At 61.4% G+C, this 21076-nt stretch carries 11 protein-coding genes; 4 read left to right on the forward strand and 7 right to left on the reverse strand.

Annotated elements, in window-relative coordinates:
* Positions 1 to 13 precede the first annotated feature (13 nt).
* From FYJ85_RS10015 to FYJ85_RS10030, 4 genes are all read left to right on the forward strand, one after another.
* Positions 14 to 2932, forward strand: coding sequence for a DOMON domain-containing protein (locus FYJ85_RS10015; RefSeq protein WP_154418259.1), 2919 nt, complete (start codon positions 14 to 16; stop codon positions 2930 to 2932).
* 70 nt (positions 2933 to 3002) lie between these two features.
* Positions 3003 to 3764, forward strand: coding sequence for a prepilin-type N-terminal cleavage/methylation domain-containing protein (locus FYJ85_RS10020; protein WP_154418261.1), 762 nt, complete (start codon positions 3003 to 3005; stop codon positions 3762 to 3764).
* Positions 3765 to 3834: 70 nt separating this feature from the next.
* The gene (locus tag FYJ85_RS10025) at positions 3835 to 6747 is read left to right on the forward strand and encodes a sugar-binding protein (protein WP_206213087.1); all 2913 of its coding nucleotides are present in this window, start codon (positions 3835 to 3837) and stop codon (positions 6745 to 6747) included.
* A gap of 118 nt (positions 6748 to 6865) precedes the next feature.
* On the forward strand, positions 6866 to 9907 hold the full coding sequence (locus FYJ85_RS10030; protein ID WP_154418265.1) for a hypothetical protein: 3042 nt from the start codon (positions 6866 to 6868) through the stop codon (positions 9905 to 9907).
* Positions 9908 to 9960: 53 nt separating this feature from the next.
* On the opposite strand, the gene FYJ85_RS10035 is transcribed toward FYJ85_RS10030, so the two are convergent.
* From FYJ85_RS10035 to FYJ85_RS10065, 7 genes are all read right to left on the reverse strand, one after another.
* Positions 9961 to 11958, reverse strand: a complete 1998-nt coding sequence (locus FYJ85_RS10035; RefSeq protein WP_154418267.1) for a glutaminase family protein — start codon at positions 11956 to 11958, stop codon at positions 9961 to 9963.
* Between the two features lie 53 nt (positions 11959 to 12011).
* Positions 12012 to 12869, reverse strand: a complete 858-nt coding sequence (locus FYJ85_RS10040; RefSeq protein WP_154418269.1) for an alpha/beta hydrolase — start codon at positions 12867 to 12869, stop codon at positions 12012 to 12014.
* Between the two features lie 48 nt (positions 12870 to 12917).
* A complete protein-coding gene (locus tag FYJ85_RS10045) occupies positions 12918 to 14681 on the reverse strand; it encodes a glycoside hydrolase family 36 protein (protein WP_154418271.1) in 1764 nt (587 codons plus the stop codon).
* An 8-nt stretch (positions 14682 to 14689) separates the two neighbouring features.
* Positions 14690 to 15385, reverse strand: a complete 696-nt coding sequence (locus tag FYJ85_RS10050; RefSeq protein ID WP_206213088.1) for an SGNH/GDSL hydrolase family protein — start codon at positions 15383 to 15385, stop codon at positions 14690 to 14692.
* A gap of 52 nt (positions 15386 to 15437) precedes the next feature.
* Entirely contained in the window at positions 15438 to 17744 is a 2307-nt protein-coding gene (locus FYJ85_RS10055) for a sodium:solute symporter family transporter (protein WP_106055197.1), read from the reverse strand.
* Between the two features lie 143 nt (positions 17745 to 17887).
* Complete coding sequence (locus FYJ85_RS10060; protein ID WP_106055196.1) at positions 17888 to 18601, reverse strand: prepilin-type N-terminal cleavage/methylation domain-containing protein; 714 nt, start codon at positions 18599 to 18601, stop codon at positions 17888 to 17890.
* Between the two features lie 78 nt (positions 18602 to 18679).
* Entirely contained in the window at positions 18680 to 20839 is a 2160-nt protein-coding gene (locus FYJ85_RS10065) for a hypothetical protein (protein WP_154418275.1), read from the reverse strand.
* Between the last annotated feature and the right edge of the window lie 237 nt (positions 20840 to 21076).

Below are 21076 nucleotides of genomic sequence, written 5' to 3' on the forward strand. Positions count from 1 at the left end.
CGAAAGAAATCAGATGAATTTATTCCGGACAATACTGCTCTTCATCCTGCCGGCCTGCCGGGTGCTCTGCGCCGCGGATGCCCCGGCGCGGGTGATTCTGGACGATTTTTCCACGATCAGCTCCTACTACTGGGATGACGGCCCCGGCTCCAATCCGGACGCGGAGCGTTACTGGTGCCCGCTCGGCAGTGCGGAGGACTCTTCCCGCGACGACGGCTGGTGCGGACGCCTTGAATTCGATTTCCTGCAGGACAACGGCGAAGGCTACGCCTATAAGAACGAGATTTACAAAACGTTTCTGGATCGGAACGCCGTCGGACTCCGGCTGTGGGTGAATCCGCAGGGATTTTCCGGCCGCATCAGTCTGGATCTGGAACGGAGCGACAGGAAAAAGGTCCGCACCGTTCCGGCTGCCGTCTCCGGCAGCGGTTGGCGGGAGATCTTCATTCCGTTCGAACCGGCGCTGGAGGGGAAGGCTCCGTTCGTCATTCACAACCTGATCTTCACGGCCGACAAGGCAGGCAAAGGCGAAATGCTGATCGACGATCTCCAGGTGGAATATTCCACGCTGCCGGAAGAGTCTGCACCGCTCGGAGCGCTGCCGGTTTACCGGCAGCTCGGCTGGCGTCCCGGAGAGCCGGCCGTGCCGGAATACCGTTTCCGCAACCGTCTCGGGAAGCCTTTCCGCGGCATCGTGAAAATGCGCGTCGGCGAGCGCGAGGTCAGCCGTGAAGTCGACCTGCCGCCTTACGGCGCAAAGGTGATTGCATTTGATTTCGGCGTATTCGACCGGAAGACCGCACTGCCGCTCGAGCTGACATGGGAAGGAAAACTGCTTCACCGGGGGTGGGTTACGGTCTTCGAGCCGAACCGCGGCCGCCTCAACCGACGCCCGATGTGGTTCTCCGTCGAGGACCAGGAGCTGAACAACGCTCCGGCCGAGAACGCGCTGCACGCTTCCTGGCTGCCGCTGCTCGGCGTCGACATGATCCGCGCCGGAGTGATGGGGAATGTCGAGATGACCAAAGGACGCTTCAAGGCGGAGGCGCTGCGTAAACTGTGGCAGCCGCATATCAGGGCCGGCGTGATGCTGCAGATCGATTACGCCGGATATTTCCCCCCCTGGGTGGCCGCCCGCCCCCAGACCTCGCCGATGGATTGCAACTGGGCGGAATTCGATCTGTTCATGGAGCATCTGGCGAAATTCTTCCATACCCTTCCCGGCGCGCGTTACTTCGAGTTCATCAACGAACCGAACTTGCACGACGTGACCACACCGGGCAGCAGGATGACCGATCACTACATGGCCGCCATCCGGCGGATGTATCCGATTTTCAAAAAACATGCGCCGGAAATTCAGGTGATGACCGGCGGCGTCTGCCCGGATGTCCCGTATTCGCAGCCCGGATTCATCGAACGGCTGATGGCGCAGCCGGAAACCTTCGACGCGGTCGCCTACCACGAACATTCGGAATATCCCCGTTATGCCGATACCTTCGGCACCATGCGGCGGCTCATGGGGGAGATCCGCAAGCCGGTGTTCAATACCGAAGCGGGCTTCCGGTCGCGTTACACGGAGCCGGATCAGTTTTACCGCCAGGCCGCCCAACTGGTCAAAAAGATCGCTTACAGCAAAGCCGCCGGGATGGAAGGATACAACTGGTTCATGGTTCAGGACTTCTGGGACAAGGGGCGGAATGCCGAACGGGACGACACCTTCGGTCTGGTTACGATCCACAATCAGCCGAAGCCCTCCTTTGCCGCTTACGCCGAACTGATCCGGCAACTGGCCAACCGCACGCCCGGAGAAGCGGCAGAGCTCGACCGGCGGCTTGACGGCTGCCGCTTCGAAGGGGAGACGGACGAAGTGTTCGTGCTTTGGCCCCGGCGGGAAAACGAGACCTTCGACTTCATGGTCCGCTCCGACGTTCCGGTTGAATACCGCGACATTTACGGCAACAGCGAAATGCTGCCGCCCCGGAACGGCATCGTCATGCTCAGTGCTTCGGAACTGCCGTTCTACCTGCGGACGCCGAAAAAGGCGCTGACGGCGATTGAACCGCTGCTCTCGTTCCGGTCTCCCGTATGCGGGATGCCCGGCGATAAGGTTCCCGCGGTTCTGCTGCTGAACAATCCGTACGGAGAGGAGCTCGCCTGGTCGCTGGCAGTGGGCGGAATTCGCCGATCCGGACGGATCGGACCGGGAGAACAGCGGGCTGTACCGGTGACGGTGGCGGTCCCCCCGCATGCGCAGTCGGGAATGCGCACCCTGACCCTGCCGCTCACGCTGCAGGGGAAGCAGGAAAAGCCGGTCTATCAGGGTGGAATTTCGCTGAACTATTTCTGCTGCGGAAAAATCGCCGGAACCAGCCGGAAGGCGCAGCCGATCATTCTTGATTCCGCATCGTCGCTGCAGGAGCTGGTGTTCGATCCCCGGCTGCCCGCCTGGCAGGGGCCGGAGGACCTTTCCGCCGAAATTGCGGTATGGTATTCCGAAGCGGGGCTTTCCTTCGATTTCAAGGTCACGGATCAGGAGCATTGCGGAAATGAGAACGGCATTTACCTCTGGCGGAACGACTGCGTCCAGATCGGCATTGCCCCGATGGAGGGAGAGATGAGGGAGTATGCATTTTCCCTCACCTCCGCCGGGCCGGAAGGCTACTGCCATATTCCTCCGCCGGGCATGGAAGCGGGGCCTTTTCAGGGCGGTTTTTCCATCGTGCGCGAGGGTAATCTGACCCGGTACCGAATCACCATTCCCGGTAATCAACTGTTTTTTCCGCTCCGGCCCGGAACGGCTTTCCGGATGGCGCTGCTGGTTTGCGACAACGATTCCGGCGTGCGTCTCCGCACCATGAATTACTTTGCCGGAATCGACGGCGAAAAGAATACCCGGCTGTACGGAGTCATGCAACTGAGTTCGGAACAATGATTTTTCCATAACGCGGCCGGCGCCGCCTGCCACCGGCCGCGCCGATCCACCCAACATGAAAGGAATAGGAATGAAACAGAGCAGCAAACGGCCGTCCGGAAGCGGGAGAAACAGCTTCGGATTTACACTCATCGAACTTCTGGTCGTGATCGCGATCATCGCGATTCTCGCAGCCATGCTCCTGCCGGCGCTGAACAAGGCGCGGGCGCGGGCGCACAAGATATCCTGCGCGACCAATTTGAAAACCATGGGCACCGGCATTGCGCTTTATGCCGACAGCTACGACAGTTATGTGCCTTACGGCCACTGGTCAAGCTCCTGGGATCACCATTCCCGCATCTGGACGCAGCTGCTCTACGGAGTGATCGGCAACGCCAAGGTCTTCCAGTGTCCGGCCGATTCAAGTCGATTGCCGTTGGAACACGAAGTTTTCTATTTTTATGATCAGAACGATCAGGAAATTTCCCGTTATAACTCCTATGGCGTGAATGGTAATATCGCCGGTTCGTTTTCCCAGCCGAACGTTGCAAGCGACAACTGGCTGACCTGGCCTGCCGTAAAAATCGTCAGCCTGAAAGCTCCCTCGCGTCAGGTATATGCCACAGACTATGCCGGTACCGGAACTACGGCAAAATTCATTTATGCCGCTCCAGAAATTCCGTTGGATTACGCCTTTGAAAGTTTGGTGAAATCCCACGGGGACAGCATCAATCTTCTTTGTACAGATGGTCATGTTTCTTCTGCCCGGCCGCGTTTGACGGATGCGAGCTGGAGCAATGAATTCCGTTGGTGGCGTGATACGACGCGCCTTGCCGGCGGAGCATACGAATAGTCGGGACAGCAGACACATCCTGATGAAACTCGTCACACTTTTCAACGTTAATTTACCTGAAGACATTCTCATGAATTTAAAATTTCTCAAACTCAAGGGGTTGCTGTTCTGCTGCCTGACGGCGGCCACCGCAACCGCGCAGCCGCCGGCCCGGGTGATGTTGGACGATTTTACGACCATCACGACCTGGCAGAACATGGGAGGCACCGAGAATCCTGAAGAAAACATCTACTGGAGCCGCTGCGGCAGCTTTCCGGACGCTTCGCGTCCCGACGGATATTGCGCAAAGCTCACCTTCGACGCCGCGGGACGGGAAGCCGAGTTCGGCATGGGCAACAACCGCGTCTTTCTCCAGAAGCTGGACGAAAATGCGGAAGGCATTCGCCTGCAAGTCAATCCATGCGGTTTCAACACCCGCTTTACGGCTGATCTCAAGTTGAGCGACGGACAGTTGATCCGTACTGCTTATGTACCCGCCTCCGGCGACGGCTGGCGCGAAATCTTCATCCCCTTTCCGAAAGAGAAGATCGCCGGACGCCATCCCTTCTCCGTTTACCGGCTGGTGGTGTGGTTCTCCGGCCCGGCCAGAGGGGAGATCTTCTTCGACGATGTCGAGGTGGATTTCAAAAAACTGCCGGAAGATCTCGCTCCGCTCACCGCCGAACCGGTTTACCGCAAGCTCGGCTGGCGCCCCGGCGAACAGGTGACGCCGGAATATCTGTTCCGCAACCGACTTTCCACGCCGTTCTCCGGCGAAATCACGGTAAAGGGAGCCGGGAAGGAATTCACCCGGAAGATCGAACTTCCTCCCTACGGGCTCTGCTATCAGCAATTCGATTTCGGCAGTTTCGACACGCAGGAGCCCCATCCGGTCGCCGTCGCGTTCGGCGGCGAGCCGCTGCATCTCGGCTGGATCTCGGTTTTCGAACCGAACAGCGGCCCGGTCAACAAGCGGCCGATGTGGTTTTCCGTCGAGGACCAGGAGCTGAACAACTGTTACGAAGAGGGAGTGCTGCACGCCTCCTGGCTGCCGCAGCTCGGCGTCGACATGATCCGCGCCGGCCTGATGGGCAACGCCCAGATGGCCAAAGGCAAATTGCGCGCCGAAGCGCTGCGCAAACTCTGGACGCCTCCGATCGAGGCCGGCGTCAAACTGCTGATCGATTATGCCGGGTATATGCCGCCGTGGGTGATCAGGCCGAACCCGACTTCGCCGCTCGACTGCCGCTGGGAGGAATTCGACGCGCTGATGACCGAATTCGCCAAATTCTTCGGCGCCATGCCGGAAGCGCGGTATTTCGAGTTCATCAATGAACCGAATCTCAACCACTCCCGGACGATGACGGATGATTATCTGACCGCCCTGAGCCGCCTGTATCCGATCTTCAAAAAACATGCTCCGCATGTAAAGATCACCACCGGCGGCTTCTGCCCGGCGATCCCCGGCTCGCAGCCGCAGTTCATCGAGCGCCTGCTGGCCCGCCCGGAGATCTTCGACGTCATCGCCTACCATGAGCACGGCAATTACCCGCACTACCGCTTCACGTTCGACATCGTGAAGAAAATCGCGGGCCCCGGCCACAAGCCGATCATCAATACGGAGGCCGCCACCCGTTCCTTCATGGCCGCCCCCCGGGAATTCTACGCCCAGGCCGACCAGCTGGTCAGGAAGATCACCTACAGCAAGGCGGTCGGCATGGAATATTACAACTGGTTCATGATGCAGGATTACTGGGACAAAGGCATCGGCGCCGACGACACCTTCAGCCTGGTGACGGTCTACAACCAGCCGAAACCCTCCTTCCTGGCTTACGCGGAACTGATCCGGCAGCTCTCCAACCGTGATTTCAGCGGCATGGCGGAGCTCGATCCGCTGCTGGAAGCCTTCCGCTTCACCGGAGAAACAGACGAAGTGACCGTCGTATGGGAAAAACGCCGGGCGGATGGGCTGAAATTCGTCCTCCGTTCCGACGTTCCGGTCCTCCGCACCGACATTTACGGCAACACCCGGACACTGAAGCCGCAGAACGGCCTGGTCACAGTGGAAAGCGCAAGTCTGCCCTTCTACCTGAAAGCACCGAAGGGAAAACTCCAGGCACAGCCCCGGCTCCTTTCCTTCCGGGACGGTTTGGCGGCGGTGCCGGGAGAACGTGTAAAGACGGTTGTGACCCTCGTCAATCCCCTGCCCCAGGCGCTGCGCTACCGGCTGAAGCTCGGCGGACGCTCTTTTTCGGGTGAGCTCAAGCGGGGAGAAAGCAGAGAAATTCCGGTGAATGTCACGATCCCGGCGGAGCAGCTCCACGGCGAAAGCGTGATTCCCGCCGAACTGATCCTTTCGGACAGAAACGGAAAGGTGTTCGAGGATTCGCTGCCGATTCCTTATGTCTGCTGCGTCGAAATCCCGGAGAAAGGCGCTCCGGAAAAGACGGTCGTGCTGGATTCTCCCGCCGCGCTGCGCGAACTGGTGTTCGTGCCGACCATCCCGCGCTGGAGCGGCAAAGAGGATCTCTCCGCGACGCTCTCCTTCAGCTGGTCCGGGGAAGGGCTGCATGTCAGATGCCGCGTGACCGACCAGGAGCACAACGGCGACCACACCGGCCCCCATATCTGGAAAAACGACAGCATCCAGTTCGGCCTCGACCCGATGAACGGCAGGAACTGGAGCGAATACACCTTCTCGCTCACCGGCGACGGCGCGGCCGCCTGGAACCATAATCCGCCGGAAGGATTCAAATCCGGAAAATTCGACGGAGCCTGTTCCGTCACCCGCAGGGGCAACCTGACCGAATACAGCTTCACGATTCCTCCGGAGCGGCTCGGCTTCGAGCTGAAGGACGGCACGCAATTCCGCATCGCCCTGCTGATCAACGACAGCGACGGCGGCATCCGCTCGCGCACGATGCTGTTCTTCGACGGGCTGGACGGCCACAAGGACACCGGCAAGTTCGGCCTTGTGCAGCTGCGTTCCGGGCGCAGGAAATAACCCGGACCAAAAGACCGGGACCATCGTGTTTCGCCGGCCGGAGAAGGACGGCGGGACACAATCGTCCCTTTTTCACCCGCCGACAACCATATTGACATCAAACCTGAACCGGAATAAAATGCTTGACTCTATTCTCTCCCGTCTGCCGGCCCCCGGCAAAGAATTTCGCGGCGCTCCCTTCTGGGCGTGGAACGGCAAACTCGAACCGCAGGAGCTGCGGCGGCAAATCAACGATTTCCGGGGAATGGGCTTCGGCGGATTTTTCATGCATTCGCGCGTCGGCCTCAACACGGAGTATCTCGGGCGGGAGTGGTTCGAGTGCGTCCGGGCCTGCATCGACGAAGCGAAAAAATGCGGCATGGACGCCTGGCTCTACGACGAGGACCGCTGGCCTTCCGGCGCGGCGGGCGGGCTCGTCACCCGCAATCCGGAATACCGCAGCCGTTTCATCCAGTGCATTTCCGGGGACGAAGCCCGGGCGGAGGACGGGTGCCGGACGCTCGGCTGTTTCGCCGCGGCCGACCTGAACGCGCGCCGCTGCTCCTCCTTCCGCCGCCTGGAAAGCGCCGGTGAACCGCTGGCCGAAAATGAAACGCTGCTGCGCTTCCGGCTGTCCGTCGCCCCCGACAGCTCCTGGTTCAACGGCGAAGCCTATCTGGATGTGCTGAATGAAAAAGCTGTGGAGGAATTCATCCGCGTCACCCATGAGAGATACCGGGCTGAACTGGGTTCGGAATTCGGCGGCACGGTCCCGGGAATCTTCTCCGACGAACCGAATTTCCGGACCGGGTTCCTGCCGGGCAGCATGAGCATGCCGTGGACGGAATCCCTGCCGCAGACCTTTGCAGAATTGAGCGGCGGCATGAAGCTGTCCGACCGGCTGCCGGAGCTGTTTTTCAAGGTGGGTGACGAAGATTTTTCGCCGGTGCGCATGCACTACTACAACACCCTGACGCATCTCTTCGTCAATGCCTTCAGCCGCCGGATCGGCGCGTGGTGCGAAAAAAACAACCTGCTTTTCACCGGCCACGTCCTTCTCGAAGACAACGTCGTCAGCCAGAGCAGTTTCGTCGGCAGCGCCATGCGTTTCTATGAATATATGCAGAGTCCCGGAATCGATCTCCTGACCGAGCATTGGAATATTTTCCTGGCGGCCAAGCAGTGCGTTTCGGCCGCCCGCCAGTTCGGGCGGTCTCTCCGGCTCAGCGAAACCTACGGCTGCACCGGCTGGGATTTTCCCTTCGCCGGGCACAAGGCGCTGGGCGACTGGCAGACCGCGCTGGGAATCAACTTCTTCTGCCCCCACCTGGCCTGGTACACGATGGAGGGGGAAGGCAAGCGGGATTATCCGGCCGGCATCTCCAGCCAGTCGCCGTGGTTCGAATCCTATCACCGGATCACGGATTATTTCGCCCGGATCAACCTGGCCCTCTCCGGCGGCGCCGAGGTGCGCGATCTGCTGGTCGTGCATCCGATCGAATCGACCTGGGGCGTCTTCTACGAAGGGCGCGACAGTGCGGAGCCGGAGTGGAACACAGCGGAAGAAAACCGGCTGGTCCATCTGACCAACTTCCTGCTCGGGCAGCATCTGGATTTCGATTTCGGCGACGAAGAGATCATGGCCCGGCACGGCGCGGCGGAAGAGGCCGGACTCCGCATCGGCCAGGCAGTTTATCAGGCCGTGCTGCTGCCGGAAATGCGCACCATCCGCAGGAGCACGCTCGAACTGCTGACTGCGTTCCGCCGCAACGGCGGAACGGTCTGTTTCCTCGGCGCGCCGCCGGAACGGACCGACGGCGCAATTTCCGGGGCGGCTGCGGAGGCTTACCGGAATTTCCGGAAGGCGGCGGAGCACGAACTCGCGGCGGCACTCGGCCCGGCGGTGCGTCATCTCTCCATTGCCGCCGCCGGAACGGAGGCGGAAAGCATTCTCTGCCAGTTGCGCCGCCATGACGATTGCGAAGTTCTCTTCTGCTGCAACACCGGGGTGGAAATGCGCGACCGTCAGATGGAGATGCCGCTGGTGCGCGACCGCAATCTGGAATATCCCGCAGTCCGGATCGCCTGGAAGCTGCCGGCCGCTTACCGGATCTATGAAATCGACCCATCATCCGGGGAGATTTTTCCGGTCGACGGCTTTTATGAAAACGGCTGCCGGGCGGCGGACACCTCCTTCGCCGCGCTGCAATCCCGGCTTTTCATTGCTGCGCAGGAGATTCCGGCCTGCCGTAAACGCCGGGACGCCGCGCCGGGCGCCCCGGTGGTGGAAATCCCGGCGGGCGTTCCGCTCCCCGTCCGGCGCAGCGAGCCGAACGTGCTGCTGCTGGCGGAGCCGGAATACCGGATCGACGGCGGCGGCTGGCAGGCGTCGGAACCGGTTCTGAAGCTGGACGACCGTCTCCGGGAACGGCTCGGAGCCCGGCCGCGCGGCGGCGAAATGATCCAGCCGTGGCTCGCCCCCCGGCGGGAACCGGAACGCAAACTGGCGCTGGAGCTGAAATACGAGTTCGACTGCCGGGATATTCCGCCGGAAGAGTGCCGTCTGGCGCTGGAGAGGCCGGAACTGTACGAGGCCGAATTCAACGGAGTTCCCATCGCGCCGCTGCCGGATGCGTGGTGGGTGGACCGTTCCCTGCGGCTGCTGGCGCTCCCCCGTGCGCTTTTCGTACAGGGCCGGAACCGGATTACGCTCAGAACCGCCTACCATGCCGGAATGCCGGGGCTGGAATACTGTTATTTGCTCGGCGAATTCGCGGTCGGGGAGAACGCCGTTCTGACCGCTCCGCCGCAGACGCTGGTCCGCGGGGACTGGACGAAGCAGGGACTGCCGTACTATTCCGGCAACCTGACTTACCGGTTCGACCTGCCCGACGGCACGGCGGATGGAACGGTTCTGGAGCTCGGCCCCTGGCGTGGAACCGCAGTGCTGGTATCCGTCAACGGCGGAAAGGCGGCGATGGCCGCCTGGCCGCCGTACCGCACGGTACTGACGGGGCTGACCGGCCGCGGCGACCGGGTGGAGGTCACCATCCTCGGTCACCGCCGCAACTCCCACGGCCCGTTCTACCTGAAGGACAAGTGGCCGGTCTGGACCGGGCCGTTCGAGTTCCGGAAGTACGAGACCGGAGAGCCGCAGCTGGTGCCGGCGGGGCTTCTGTAACCGACGGGAGCGAACGCATCCGGCAGGGCGCGTCCGCTCCGGCGCTTCCGGAATCAGCGGCCGCGGCGCCAGGACGCGACGGTTTCGGAATCGTAGAGAAGCCGGATGAAAAGGCCGCCGACCACGGAACGGGCCTGAAAGCCGACCTGCGCCCCGCTTCCGGTATCATACCAGTCGGTCATCGGCACCCGGCTGGGCGACTCCTTCAGGAAATCGATCACCGGAGACAGCAGGGCCTGGAAATCGTCATCTTTTCCGGTCAGGCAGGCGCAGTAGAGAAGCCAGTCCAGCTTGGTGTAATCCGCCCGGCTGTCGAGCGGCAGTCCGTAGCGGTTCTGGTGCGCCCGGTAGAAGGCGACCTCGCGCTCCGCCAGCGACGCAGGAAAAAGCTTCAGTTCGAGCAGCCGGTCATAAACCAGATTGTATTTCTGGCTCCAGGAACCCGCCTGATCGAAGGCCAGACGGGTGCATTCGCCGCCGTCGGCGGCCTTCAGCCATTCAGCGGCGAACTTCTCGGCAACGGCGCGGAAATATTCCGCATCGTCCGTTTCTCCCAGGATTCCGGCCGCCTGCGCGAAAGCGCCCAGCCCGAGGATCGCCTTCAGCGCCAGATTGGCGTTGTGCGCCAGATGCCCGGCGAAATCGTCGGTACAGAGCTGGGAAGCCGGGTCCATGCCGTTGCCGACCAGGTAAACCGCCCACTTTCTGAGCTGTCCGTAGTGGCGGCCGACGAATTCACGGCGGTCGCCGAATTTGAGCAGAGCTCCGGCCAGAAGCAGCATGTTGCCGCATTCTTCGACCGGCATCTGCGTTTCCGGGTTGCAGTCGTACTGGCCGTTGGCCAGCGGATAAGTGCCGAGATCATGCGGGGCGAAATCACATTTCCAGCGCCGCGATTCGAGAAACTCAAATATCGGGACCAGCATGGCTTCGAGCAACTCCGGCGCGACGAGCAGAAACAGCGGCGCCGAAGGATAAGTCACGTCGACCGTCGCAATGCAGCCGTTGGAATGGTTCTCCTTTGAGAAGAACAGCGCCCTGCCCCGCCGGTCGGCGGCCAGCTTATGGGCGGCGACTGCCTGCCGGTAAGCGCCGGCGCAGAGCACGGCATAGTTTTCGCCCCCGAGTTTCCGGCAGTCGGCAAGCAGCCGGTCATCGAATTCCGCCGCACGGCGCTCGATTCCGGGGTAGTCGGCAAAAGCCCTGCCCAGCATGGCGGCGAAACTTTCTCCGTCTTTGCGCCAGTAATCGACCAGCTTCTCATTCAGGAACTCTATCGCGAAAATATCGTCGCAGGCCACCGCCAGCCGCAGCGTCTCCGGGTCGGCGCCGACTCTGCCGAAATCATGTGACGCCGCGCAGACCGGCCAGTTGAAAAGCAGGGTGGTCATCGGGTCAAGCAGATCGTCGCAGCCGTCGATGGAACCGTCCCGGCAGAAACTCCCGCGCAGGATTTCGGCTTTCTGATACCGCAGCACGGTTGCCGGATCGGCCGGAGCGGCCAGATAGAGCCGCCCCCAGTCGATCTTGACGATATCGCCGCATTCGCGGAGCGGATGGTCGTTCAGGCCGCCGGCAAACGCCAGCTTCAGCCCGGCCGCTTCGCCGCGGCCGCCGGCAACCTGACGCCCGGCGCCGTTAACGATCCAGTCGGCGCCGCAATCCAGGTAGAACTGCACGTCGTGTTCACGGCCGTCGATGGCGCGGACCTCCGGAACCAGATAGCAGAGCGGGCGGCTGAGAAGTTCCGGATCATCCGGCAGCAGCGGCGAAAGGAAAGTGAATTTCAGCTCGACGCCGCCTGCCGAAAAGGTATAGATCGTCCGGGTCGGCAGAACTTCGCAGCCGGTCTGCTCCATCGCCTCGCCGCCGTCGGGACCGGCGAAACGCAAACTTCGGCCGTCGATCCGCAGAATGCCGGAGAGCCTGCTGTCGGCTCCTCCCCAGTGGCAGCTCCAGCTTTCGGTCAGCCGGTCGGAAAAGCTCCAGACGCTGAAAAAGGGGTCATGGACGACCAGCGGAACAGCGGGATAACGCCTCTGTTGTGTCATAATCGAAAATCCTTTTCTGTACGTGAAGATTGAAGATTCCCAAATTCCTGCGGTCAGGGCATGTCCGCCTGCCGCCTCAGCCAGCCGGCGGCAAGCAAAGGCCAATCCGCTACCGGCCTGCCGCTGCGGAGAATGCCGTAACCATGCCCGCCTTCGGCAAAAATATGAAGCTCCGCCTGAACCGATGCCCGTTTCAGGGCGCGGAACCAGCCGAGCGAATTCTCTACGCGGACCTGGTCATCCTCCGCCTGAACCATGAAAGCCGGAGGAGTTCCGGAGTCGATACGGAATTCCGGCGCCGGCGCAAGAGCGTCGTCGCAGAGATAGGCCGGATAAATCAACGCGGTGAAATCCGGCCGGAACGGCAGCCGGTCCGCATCGTCAACCGGCGCATACGGCACCGGCTCCGCGGGGGCGGCAATCGACGCCGTCAGGTGCGCTCCCGCCGAGAAGCCGAGACAACCCGTCCGATCCGGCTGGATATGAAACGATTCCGCATGGAAGCGGATGAAACGCATCGCTCTCGCGGCGTCGGCGTGCGCGGCCTCCCGGCGATCCGGGCAGCGGTATTTCAGCAGAAAAGCGGAAAAACCGATCGAATTAAGCCAGCCGCAGATATCGCGGCCTTCATGGTTCCAGGCCAGAATCTCATAGCCGCCGCCCGGACAGACCAGCACCGCCGGGTGCGGTCCCCGGCCGCTGGCCGGGAAGAAGGTCAGCGTCGGCCGGACGACGTCCGTCAGCCGGTCGATCCCGTCCTCCGACGCCAGAAAACGTTCCGTGACAACACAATCCCCGTCCCGGGCGAAAGGAGCGGGCAACTCCCACAATAAATACTCCGGATTGCCGGCTCCCGCGCCGGTCACGCCGGAAGAGAAGCGCAACTCCTCCGGGACACCTTTGATACTCATCGGAAAATCCTCCGTTTCAAACTGTCAGTTCCTGTCCGCCGGAAAACATCAGAACCGAAGTTCCAGAAGTCCGGACTTCGAGAACGGTATCCGGGAAAGCCCGGCGGCGAGCGGCGCTCCGGAAATCCTCCGGCCGGTCGCGTCAAACCGGACGGCCTCCCGGGCCGGCAGCGGCAGGTCCAGCAGCAGCTGATCCGCACCGCTGCCGTTGACGATCCAGCAGCACGTTCCCGGCCTGCCGGGGACCCGTACCTCCGTCCCGGCGCCGTAAACGGCAATCACCGTTTCCGCGTCCGTCTCCGCAACCACCAGCGGATAATTGAGTTCCGGGTGGTACGGAGTCAGTTTCCCGAACAGCAGGACCTCCCAGTGGACGCGCATGAAACCAAGCCAGAACTTCAGCATGTTCCGATGCTCCTCCGGAATGGCGGCCAGCCGGACGGAGATCTGCGGCACGCTGAAAATGACATTCAGCAGCTGCAGCGCGGCGTTTTCCGCCGTATCCCGCGCACTCCACTCCAGCATGTCGGAGTGAACCGCGGTATTGCCGGAGCTCAGCCGCAGATCGATCGTGCTCAGGCGATTGGACAGAATATCGCCGGGGCAGTCTCCGGCCCGGAACAGATTACCGTATTTGCGCACCGCCGGACCGATATAGCTCTGGCGGAACTCGATCAGGATTCCCGGCCTGATCCGTTCCAGGCGCGAACGGGTTTCCGAAAGCAGGCGGTTGACCGCCTCCGGCAGCGATTTGAAGTCCCGCCCGGCGTAATTTTCCCGGATGGCGGGGTCCTCCCCCTCGAAGCGGAAGCTGTCGATGAAATCGAGCTTGAAGCCGTCGATATCCCACTCCCGCAAGGTCTTCACATACGTGGAGATCAGAAACTCCCTCACCTCCGGAAAGCGCGGGTCGAGCACCGCCGTCTCCAAAGCCGGAATCCGGTAAAGCACTTTATCCCGGAAACGCTCCCGGTTCCGGCTCCTGTCGCCCACGAACGGAACGGAGAACCAGACCAGATATTTCATCCCGAGCCGGTGAATCCGTTCCACATGCGCCCGCATGTCGGGGAAGCGCCTCTTCGAAATCTCCCAGTCGCCGCAATACGCATACCCGCGCCGGTTGTCATCGGTCTGCCAGCCGTCGTCGACGATCAGCCCTTTCATGCCGTACTGCGCGGCAAGCGCGCATTCACGCTCCAGCTCCGGCGCGAAGAGCTCCTGGTGGTAGCTGTACCAGGAGGAGTAGAACGGCTCGTAAGCGGCCGGCGGAACGGCGGCGGCCACATATTCCGGAAAGGCGGCAAACCAGGCGAAGGCGTCGCGGATCGCGTCGGCATAGAAGAGCGGCCGGAAATCGAGCCGCAGCTCCGCATGATACGACGAAATCGGCGCTTCCGGACGGGAAAAGAGTTCGACCGAGCAAATGACTTCACAGCTTTCCTCGTGCACTCCGGCTTTGAACCGCACGGGACGCATGGCCTCGGAAACGGCGAACAGCAGACGGTTTTCCCCGGACTGGCTGCCGAGCAGCAGCACCGGCGCGGAGGTCGCCAGGTCGGAATTCAGCGGCGCACACCAGTCGGCCGGAATTTTTCGGACGAAAGCCCCGTTCGGCTGCCAGAGGAAGTGCATGTCCACGAGCGGCATGCGCCATTCGACAGTCAGCCGGGGCGGCGTCTCCGGCTCCGGACACTCCAGGTCAAGCCGGATCAGTTCCAGCCCGGGTTCAACAGTCTCCCGGGCGGCAGCCGGCCGCCAGCGGCCGAGCTCCCCGGTCAGCTCGATCTCTCCAATCAAACACGCGATTTTCATTCAATCCTCTAATCCTGTGATGCAAAATGAACGGCGGCCGGCGCATCTCCATCCAGCAGCCGCTTCAGAAAAGCCGGATAAGTTTCGCCCGTCGCACTCCCCTGCCCTTCCATATAGGCGCCGCAGGTGATGCTGTCCCCCAGACAGACCACCCGGCGCGGATGCCAGTCAAACTCCTGAAACCTCCGGTACAGCGCCCGGGCCATCATCCGGTATCCTTCGGCGGTCGGATGCACGCTGTCAACCGCTCCGCTGTTGGCCGGATTGCGCAGCGGGGAGTCGAAGCTGTCCAGGTCGAAACGCGAGAAAATCCGGTGAATATCGCACACAGAAAGCTGCAACTCCTTCTCCAGACGCTCGATGACCGCATTGCCGAGTGCAATGCGCTCCGTCGGCGTTTCCGTCCATTTCTCCGCAGGCTGGAGCTGGTACTCCCGCTCCTCCGCCACGGGCGGGATGGTCAGCACCATCACCCTGCCCGCCGCCGAGAGTGCGGAAATCAGATATCTCATGTTGCTCTCGTACTCCTCCGGAGAAACTCCGTGACCGGCATCCCCGAGCATATCGTTGGTTCCGGCCAGCAGGAGGAAAACCTCTCCTCCCAGAGACAGCGCCTCCGGCAATTCCCGGCGGATGATGTCGCCGGTCCTGGCTCCGCAGATGCCGAGGTTGAAAACTTCCGATTGACGAAACGGTGAATTCATACTGAATCTTTCCTGTATTGGGTTGAATAAACAAACAGCTGATCTGCAAAGGCTATTCGGCATCCCGCCGTCCGCCCCTGTCGACGGATTCCAGCTCGGCTTTGTCGGCGAGAGACATGTGCCCCTCCACGACGCCGTTGTCGAGGTCGTTGACGGCGGTGCGGCTTTCGAGGTCCCGGAACAGCCGGAAAAGGTCCCGGACTCCCCCGATGCCGAACCAGACGGTGGTTACCGCCGCCAGTACCAGCGGGATCGCCAGCTGAACCACGAAGAAGTAGTGTCCCCACCACTCCAGCGGCCACGGCGAGAACAAATTCCAGAGCAGCACCCCCAGAAATGCCAGGCAGAAGGAGTAGACGAAGCTGTAGCCGAACAATCCCCACGCGATGACCCGGTCGCCGCGGGTGTACTCCGGCGTTATGCCGATCACATTCGCGAAAAATTCGCGCGGCGACCAGTGGAGTTTGAACCGCTTCGTCCCGTCGATCGCATATTTTCCGCGGTGGAGCATGCGGTCGAGGTTGAACGGCTCCCGGCAGGTCGCATACGAAACCAGGCAATAGAGCACGAAGGTCACGATCATGGTGAGGAAATAAAATTCGTAGGAGTTGACCGGGCATTTGACCGCATCCATCTTCCAGACGATCCAGGGGTGGAAGGGTCCGGAGAGCGTCTCGAGCGCATTCCCCACCGCGACCGCCAGCCCGTTGCCGTCCAGAAACGGATAGATCGTATCGGCCCAGTTCCGCTGGATCAGAACTCCGCCGACCGCCATGACCATTCCGGTGATCAGCGAGGTGAAAGCCCCCGCCGTGGTGCCGAACCGGCTGTAAAGACCGAAAATCATCACGGGAGCGCAGCCGCCCAGCCAGATGGAGGTCATCAGCGTCACGAACAGGTTGATGTAGTCCAGCTGCGACATGAAGTACGAGCCGCAGAAGAAAAAGACGCCGACGCCGATCGACACCAGCCGGATCACCCGGATATGCGACTCCGGCCTGAGCGGTTTTCCGCACAGCGGAACGATCACGTCCTGCGTAATCGTCAGCGAAGCGCTGTAAATGCGCGTGTCGTCGGTGGAGAGCATGGCCAGCACCAGCAGCAGCGCGAAAAGCCCGAGGATCACCGGCGGCAGAAGCTCGCGCATGGCGACCGGCAGCATCAGCTGATAATAGAGGGTGCGGAACTCCTGGAAAACGGCATTGCCGTTCCCGGTCTCCTGCAAAGTCCGGTGGACCGTTTCAAGATATGCGGTATCCAGGTTGTTCCGGTCGGCAAGCGGAGCGTCGCGGCCGATCACATGCTTCTGCTCCGGAATATCGCGGAGGCCGGCGACCAGCTTCGAACGCATCCCGTCATCCGGGACAAGTCCGTCCGCGATGCGGGTCGAGAGCCGGGTGCGGATCTCCCGGGCCTCATGGGAGAAACTGCCGTGGTTGAGCACGACGATCACCGCCACCGCGACCAGCAGATAAAAGATCACCCCGAGCATATTGCGCCAGGTGCCGAGCAGGCCGGCCATCTTCTGTTCGTGCGGAGATTTCGCGGCAGAGGTGATTCCCGCCCCGATCCAGCTGGCCTGATGCACGATCATCGTGGTAAAGGTGACGACCAGCATGAACACGTTGAAATCGCGCATCTCATCGACGTCGAAGGGGTTCAGAAAGCTTTCGCCGGCCACGCGGTCCATCATGACCGGCACGATTTCAGTGCTCCATGAAAATCTGTACAGCACGAACACGATCATCACCACCAGCAGCGGATAGCAGAACATGCCCTGAATCGCATCGGTGATCACCAGCGTCAGGGTTCCCCCGCAGCAGATCAGGGTGATCGCCATCACCAGCACCAGAACCACCAGAAGCATGAAGGTCGGCAGCTCGCAGCCGAAAAACCCGATGCGTTCAGGCAGATCGAAGAAGTAGATGAAAAAACGCGCCGCCACCGCGGGCATGATCATATTGGCCAGCATTTCCGAGAGCGACCGCAGCGTCGCGGCGAAAATGCGCAGCGGGCGGCTGTAGCGCATTTCGAGGAACTGGCCCAGCGACATCGCCCGGGTTTCGCGGAAGCGGTAAGTGCAGTATCCGGTCAGGGCGATCACGATGCTCAGCGGCATCGCAAAGCCGTTCCAGAAGCTCAGGGCAAAGCCGGTTTTGTACTGCGCTTCCACATAGGCGACCAGCCCGATGATGGCCAGCGCGTTGGCCACGTCGCCGACGCTGATCACATACCGCCCGCACAACCGCCCCGCGACCAGGAAATCGGCCACGCTTTTCACGTATTTGCGGGAATAAAATCCCATTCCCATCACAAAGAGCACGGGAACTGTCACAATCAGCCAGTCAAGAAGAGTCATTGATCCGCAACCTTACTATCTGTATTTTCGCGCCATCCTGCCTTGCGCGGGCGCGACGGAAGAGAAAGCCGCCGTTGGAGGAGCGGCTTTCCGCATGTTGTAGAGCGATTCCCGGGAAAATCCCGGTGTTTTCCGGAAAACGGTTATCTGCCGGTAATCTCCAGCCAATCGTCCAGAATCTTGTAGCCGGGCTTGTCGAAATCCGCGACATGGCCGTCGCCGTAAAAGATATTCATGCCGCCGGGATGGGCCGCAAAGGGGCCGACGGAAAGAGCCGCCGTGCGCCACAGGTAGAATTCGGAAAACCATGCGGCATCCGGATTCTCCAGCCAGAAGCGTTTCCAGGAGTCGCCGATGCAGATGACCCGGGACGGATTTCTCCGGTCAAGATCGCTCCGGGTGAAGAGGAACCATTCCCTGGGAGCCGGCCCCCAGGGGTTGTCCCCCACAAATTCGTTGTAACCGTAACTCAGGGGCAGCCGGGTCACCTGCCAGGCGTCGTGTCCGGAGTCGGCCGGGCAGCTGAGCACGGTCCGGGCCGTGGTCTCTTCGCCATAGTGGCCGATATACAGCTTCACCAGAAGCTCCCACCACGGCAGCTGAGGATGAATGTCGGTCTTCATGCTGTTCGGCAGGAGATGTCCCGCGTGATCGTCGGAGTAGATCGCGTAAAAAGTCCCCACCTGCTTGAGATTTCCCTTGCACTTGACGCTGTGAGCTGTCGCGCGGGAGCGATTCAGGGCGGGCATCAGAAGCGCCGCCAGGATGGCGATGATCGCAATCACGACTAAAAGTTCGATAAGTGTAAAACCGGACACCGCTTTGCGCGTGTTCCCCTTCCGACCGTACCTGCACATATATTTACTCCTGATTTTATTGGTTAAGACGCATCCGCTCCCGGCAAGGCGAAGCGGATGCGGCCCGTTCACACCTGTTTACTTCTCCCCGGGAATGAAAGCCTTCAATTTCTCTTTTTTGAATGCTTCCATTGCCTCGTCCAGAGCAGCAGCGTCCTTCGTGCCGCACATCGTCCGGATTTCGCCGCTGACGTCGATGCCCTTCTGCCGGAGGGCGGCGACCAATGCGTAATCATCGATTCCCAGCTCCCACAGCGCCCAGCGGCGGGACGGATAGCGCACGCCGTTTTCATCCAGATAGGTCATGCCGTAATTGACGACGCCCTCCGGCGGCGTGATCGAAGCGTGCCGGAACTGCAGGCCGGTCAGGCTCCAGAACGTGAAACCGTCCCACCCGCGCTGCACGGAATTCAGCGCCATGCGCCGGTAGTTGTTCAACGGATGCCGCGGCTGCGAATCGCACTCGTAGATCCAGAGCGGCTTCCCGGTGCTTCTCAGCAGCTCGACGGCCTTGTTCCCGTTGTTCGCGTCTTCCTGCAGGAACCATGATCCCAGGCAGAAACAGTCCAGATAGGGAAGGAACGGACGCAGCTGTTCCGCAGTCGCCGGGGGCGGGTCGGAGAAGATGCGGATCTGCGGGTCCAGCCGCTTGATATTTTTCGCGCCGTTCAGGAATTTGTCGTTCAACACCTCGTCGAAGCAGTGAACGATCCACTGGTCGTAGCGATAGCCGCGGGACTTCATATAGGCGGCAAGCTGCAGGTAGTAATTGTCCAGGTCCGCGTTCCACCTGTCGGCTGCCCCGGTGAACCAGTTTTCCAGGAAAAAGGTAACCTTGCCGCGGTCGCCGTTGGCATCGACCCGGTCCAGAACCTGCTTCAGGTTGCTCTTTTCCCAGTTGACGGCTTCCTTCGCGTCGTATCCGCCATCGATATGGAAGACATTGACGCGGGCGTTGCGGAGGAACTCATAATCCGCCTGATCCTTCGTCACGCCGTAGTCCCAGTTGAAAACCGCCACCGGCAGCTCCTTCGGGGATTCGATCGCCGCCACGGTCTGACGGACCGGCACCCGAAGCTCCGCCGCGGCGGCCGGGTCCAGCGGGGTGAAAACCAGAGTGCCCCGGTAGACGCCCGGCTTCCAGTCGCGGCTGCGGAGATCGATCCAGATTCCCCTGGTCTCGCCGTCCGCCACTTCAAACACGCCGTCGAACGGCAGAGGGGGCATCGCATCGAAGAATCCGCCGACCGGAATCATGCGCCGCAGCTGCGGAGCCGGGACGTCCTTCGCTTCCCAGCGGGGCCGGAAGTACTGGGTGCGTCCGGAATGGTTGCGGATAAGCAGGATTTTCGCCTCATAGCCGTTCACCGGCATCAGCACATCCACTTCCGGCTCCGTCTCCGGGGCTATCGGCGTATCGACGTCGAACTCGGCCGACGGGTTGACGAGCCGGGCTTCCAGTGCATACTGCCGGCAGGAGGCGATCACCGCGGCATCCGCCGGGGTGAGGCGGTCGTTCCTGAAATTGTCCTGCGCCGTCACCAGCTGCTTCAGCAGCTGTTTGTCAACCGGCAGTCCGAGGGCGGCGTCGCGTTTGTAACTGTCCGCCAGGGCGTCGAACCGTTTGCGCTGGGACTGCATCCTGCGCATTTCCACCGAATCAGTGCCAGGAGCTTTCAACTCCGGCAGCGGCGGCAGTTCATCGGCGCATTCGAGCGTCACTTCGTCGATCAGCATGCCGGCGCCGGTGGCTCCGTAGCCGATGCCGACGGCAAGGCTCGCCATGCTTCCCGGCGTATGTTCGCCCTCCACCACAAGCCGTTCCCAGCCATGTCCTCGGGTGGTCGCCACCCCCACCCGGCCCATAACTCCGTCGCAGTAGGAGTGGCCGTCGACCAGACCGGCTTCGGCCTTTCCGGCGAAGTCGCTCTTGCACCAGGCGGTAAGACGCATCTTCCTGCCGCGGAGCCGCTCCGCCGGGATATCGACCATCAGGAACATCCACTGCGCCTCGTCGGACGATTCCAGGTAAAGCGCCTGCCTGCCGAAAGCCGCCTCCTTCGACGGCACATGTATCCAGGGCCGGGGTTCCTGCCCCCGGTAAAAAACCGTAATGGGCCATGCCGCGGGGTCCCCCTCAAAATCTTCGTGATAAACGATCTCCGCCGCTGCCTGAAGCGCCGCGCACACCAGCAGCGCCGCGCACACCGGCAGCGTCAGTCTCCGATACTTACCCATGTCTCACATCTCTCCTTTGTGTTTGAACCGTCTCCCACTCCGATCGTCAATGGAAGCATTTCCGGCAAGATAAAACTCCAGACAAAAGCAACCGCTTCCGCCGGAATATGATACGAATTCTCCGCCGAAGCGGGGGCAGCCCGTTCCGTTCCCACTCCCCGAACCGGTCCGCAGGCTTTTCAGGCAATACCGGGCCGGCACGGCATATTTATTCAAAGACGTGCCGGCAGTCGCGGT

This window comes from Victivallis lenta (genome assembly GCF_009695545.1).
GTDB lineage: Bacteria > Verrucomicrobiota > Lentisphaeria > Victivallales > Victivallaceae > Victivallis > Victivallis lenta.

Coding starts and splice junctions, on each gene's coding strand:
- FYJ85_RS10055 (WP_106055197.1), bottom strand. CDS start 17,744: ATGACTCTTCTTGACTGGCTGATTGTGACAGTTCCCGTGCTCTTTGTG.
- FYJ85_RS10060 (WP_106055196.1), bottom strand. CDS start 18,601: ATGTGCAGGTACGGTCGGAAGGGGAACACGCGCAAAGCGGTGTCCGGT.
- FYJ85_RS10015 (WP_154418259.1), top strand. CDS start 14: ATGAATTTATTCCGGACAATACTGCTCTTCATCCTGCCGGCCTGCCGG.
- FYJ85_RS10040 (WP_154418269.1), bottom strand. CDS start 12,869: ATGAGTATCAAAGGTGTCCCGGAGGAGTTGCGCTTCTCTTCCGGCGTG.
- FYJ85_RS10045 (WP_154418271.1), bottom strand. CDS start 14,681: ATGAAAATCGCGTGTTTGATTGGAGAGATCGAGCTGACCGGGGAGCTC.
- FYJ85_RS10050 (WP_206213088.1), bottom strand. CDS start 15,385: ATGAATTCACCGTTTCGTCAATCGGAAGTTTTCAACCTCGGCATCTGC.
- FYJ85_RS10065 (WP_154418275.1), bottom strand. CDS start 20,839: ATGGGTAAGTATCGGAGACTGACGCTGCCGGTGTGCGCGGCGCTGCTG.
- FYJ85_RS10030 (WP_154418265.1), top strand. CDS start 6,866: ATGCTTGACTCTATTCTCTCCCGTCTGCCGGCCCCCGGCAAAGAATTT.
- FYJ85_RS10035 (WP_154418267.1), bottom strand. CDS start 11,958: ATGACACAACAGAGGCGTTATCCCGCTGTTCCGCTGGTCGTCCATGAC.
- FYJ85_RS10025 (WP_206213087.1), top strand. CDS start 3,835: ATGAATTTAAAATTTCTCAAACTCAAGGGGTTGCTGTTCTGCTGCCTG.
- FYJ85_RS10020 (WP_154418261.1), top strand. CDS start 3,003: ATGAAACAGAGCAGCAAACGGCCGTCCGGAAGCGGGAGAAACAGCTTC.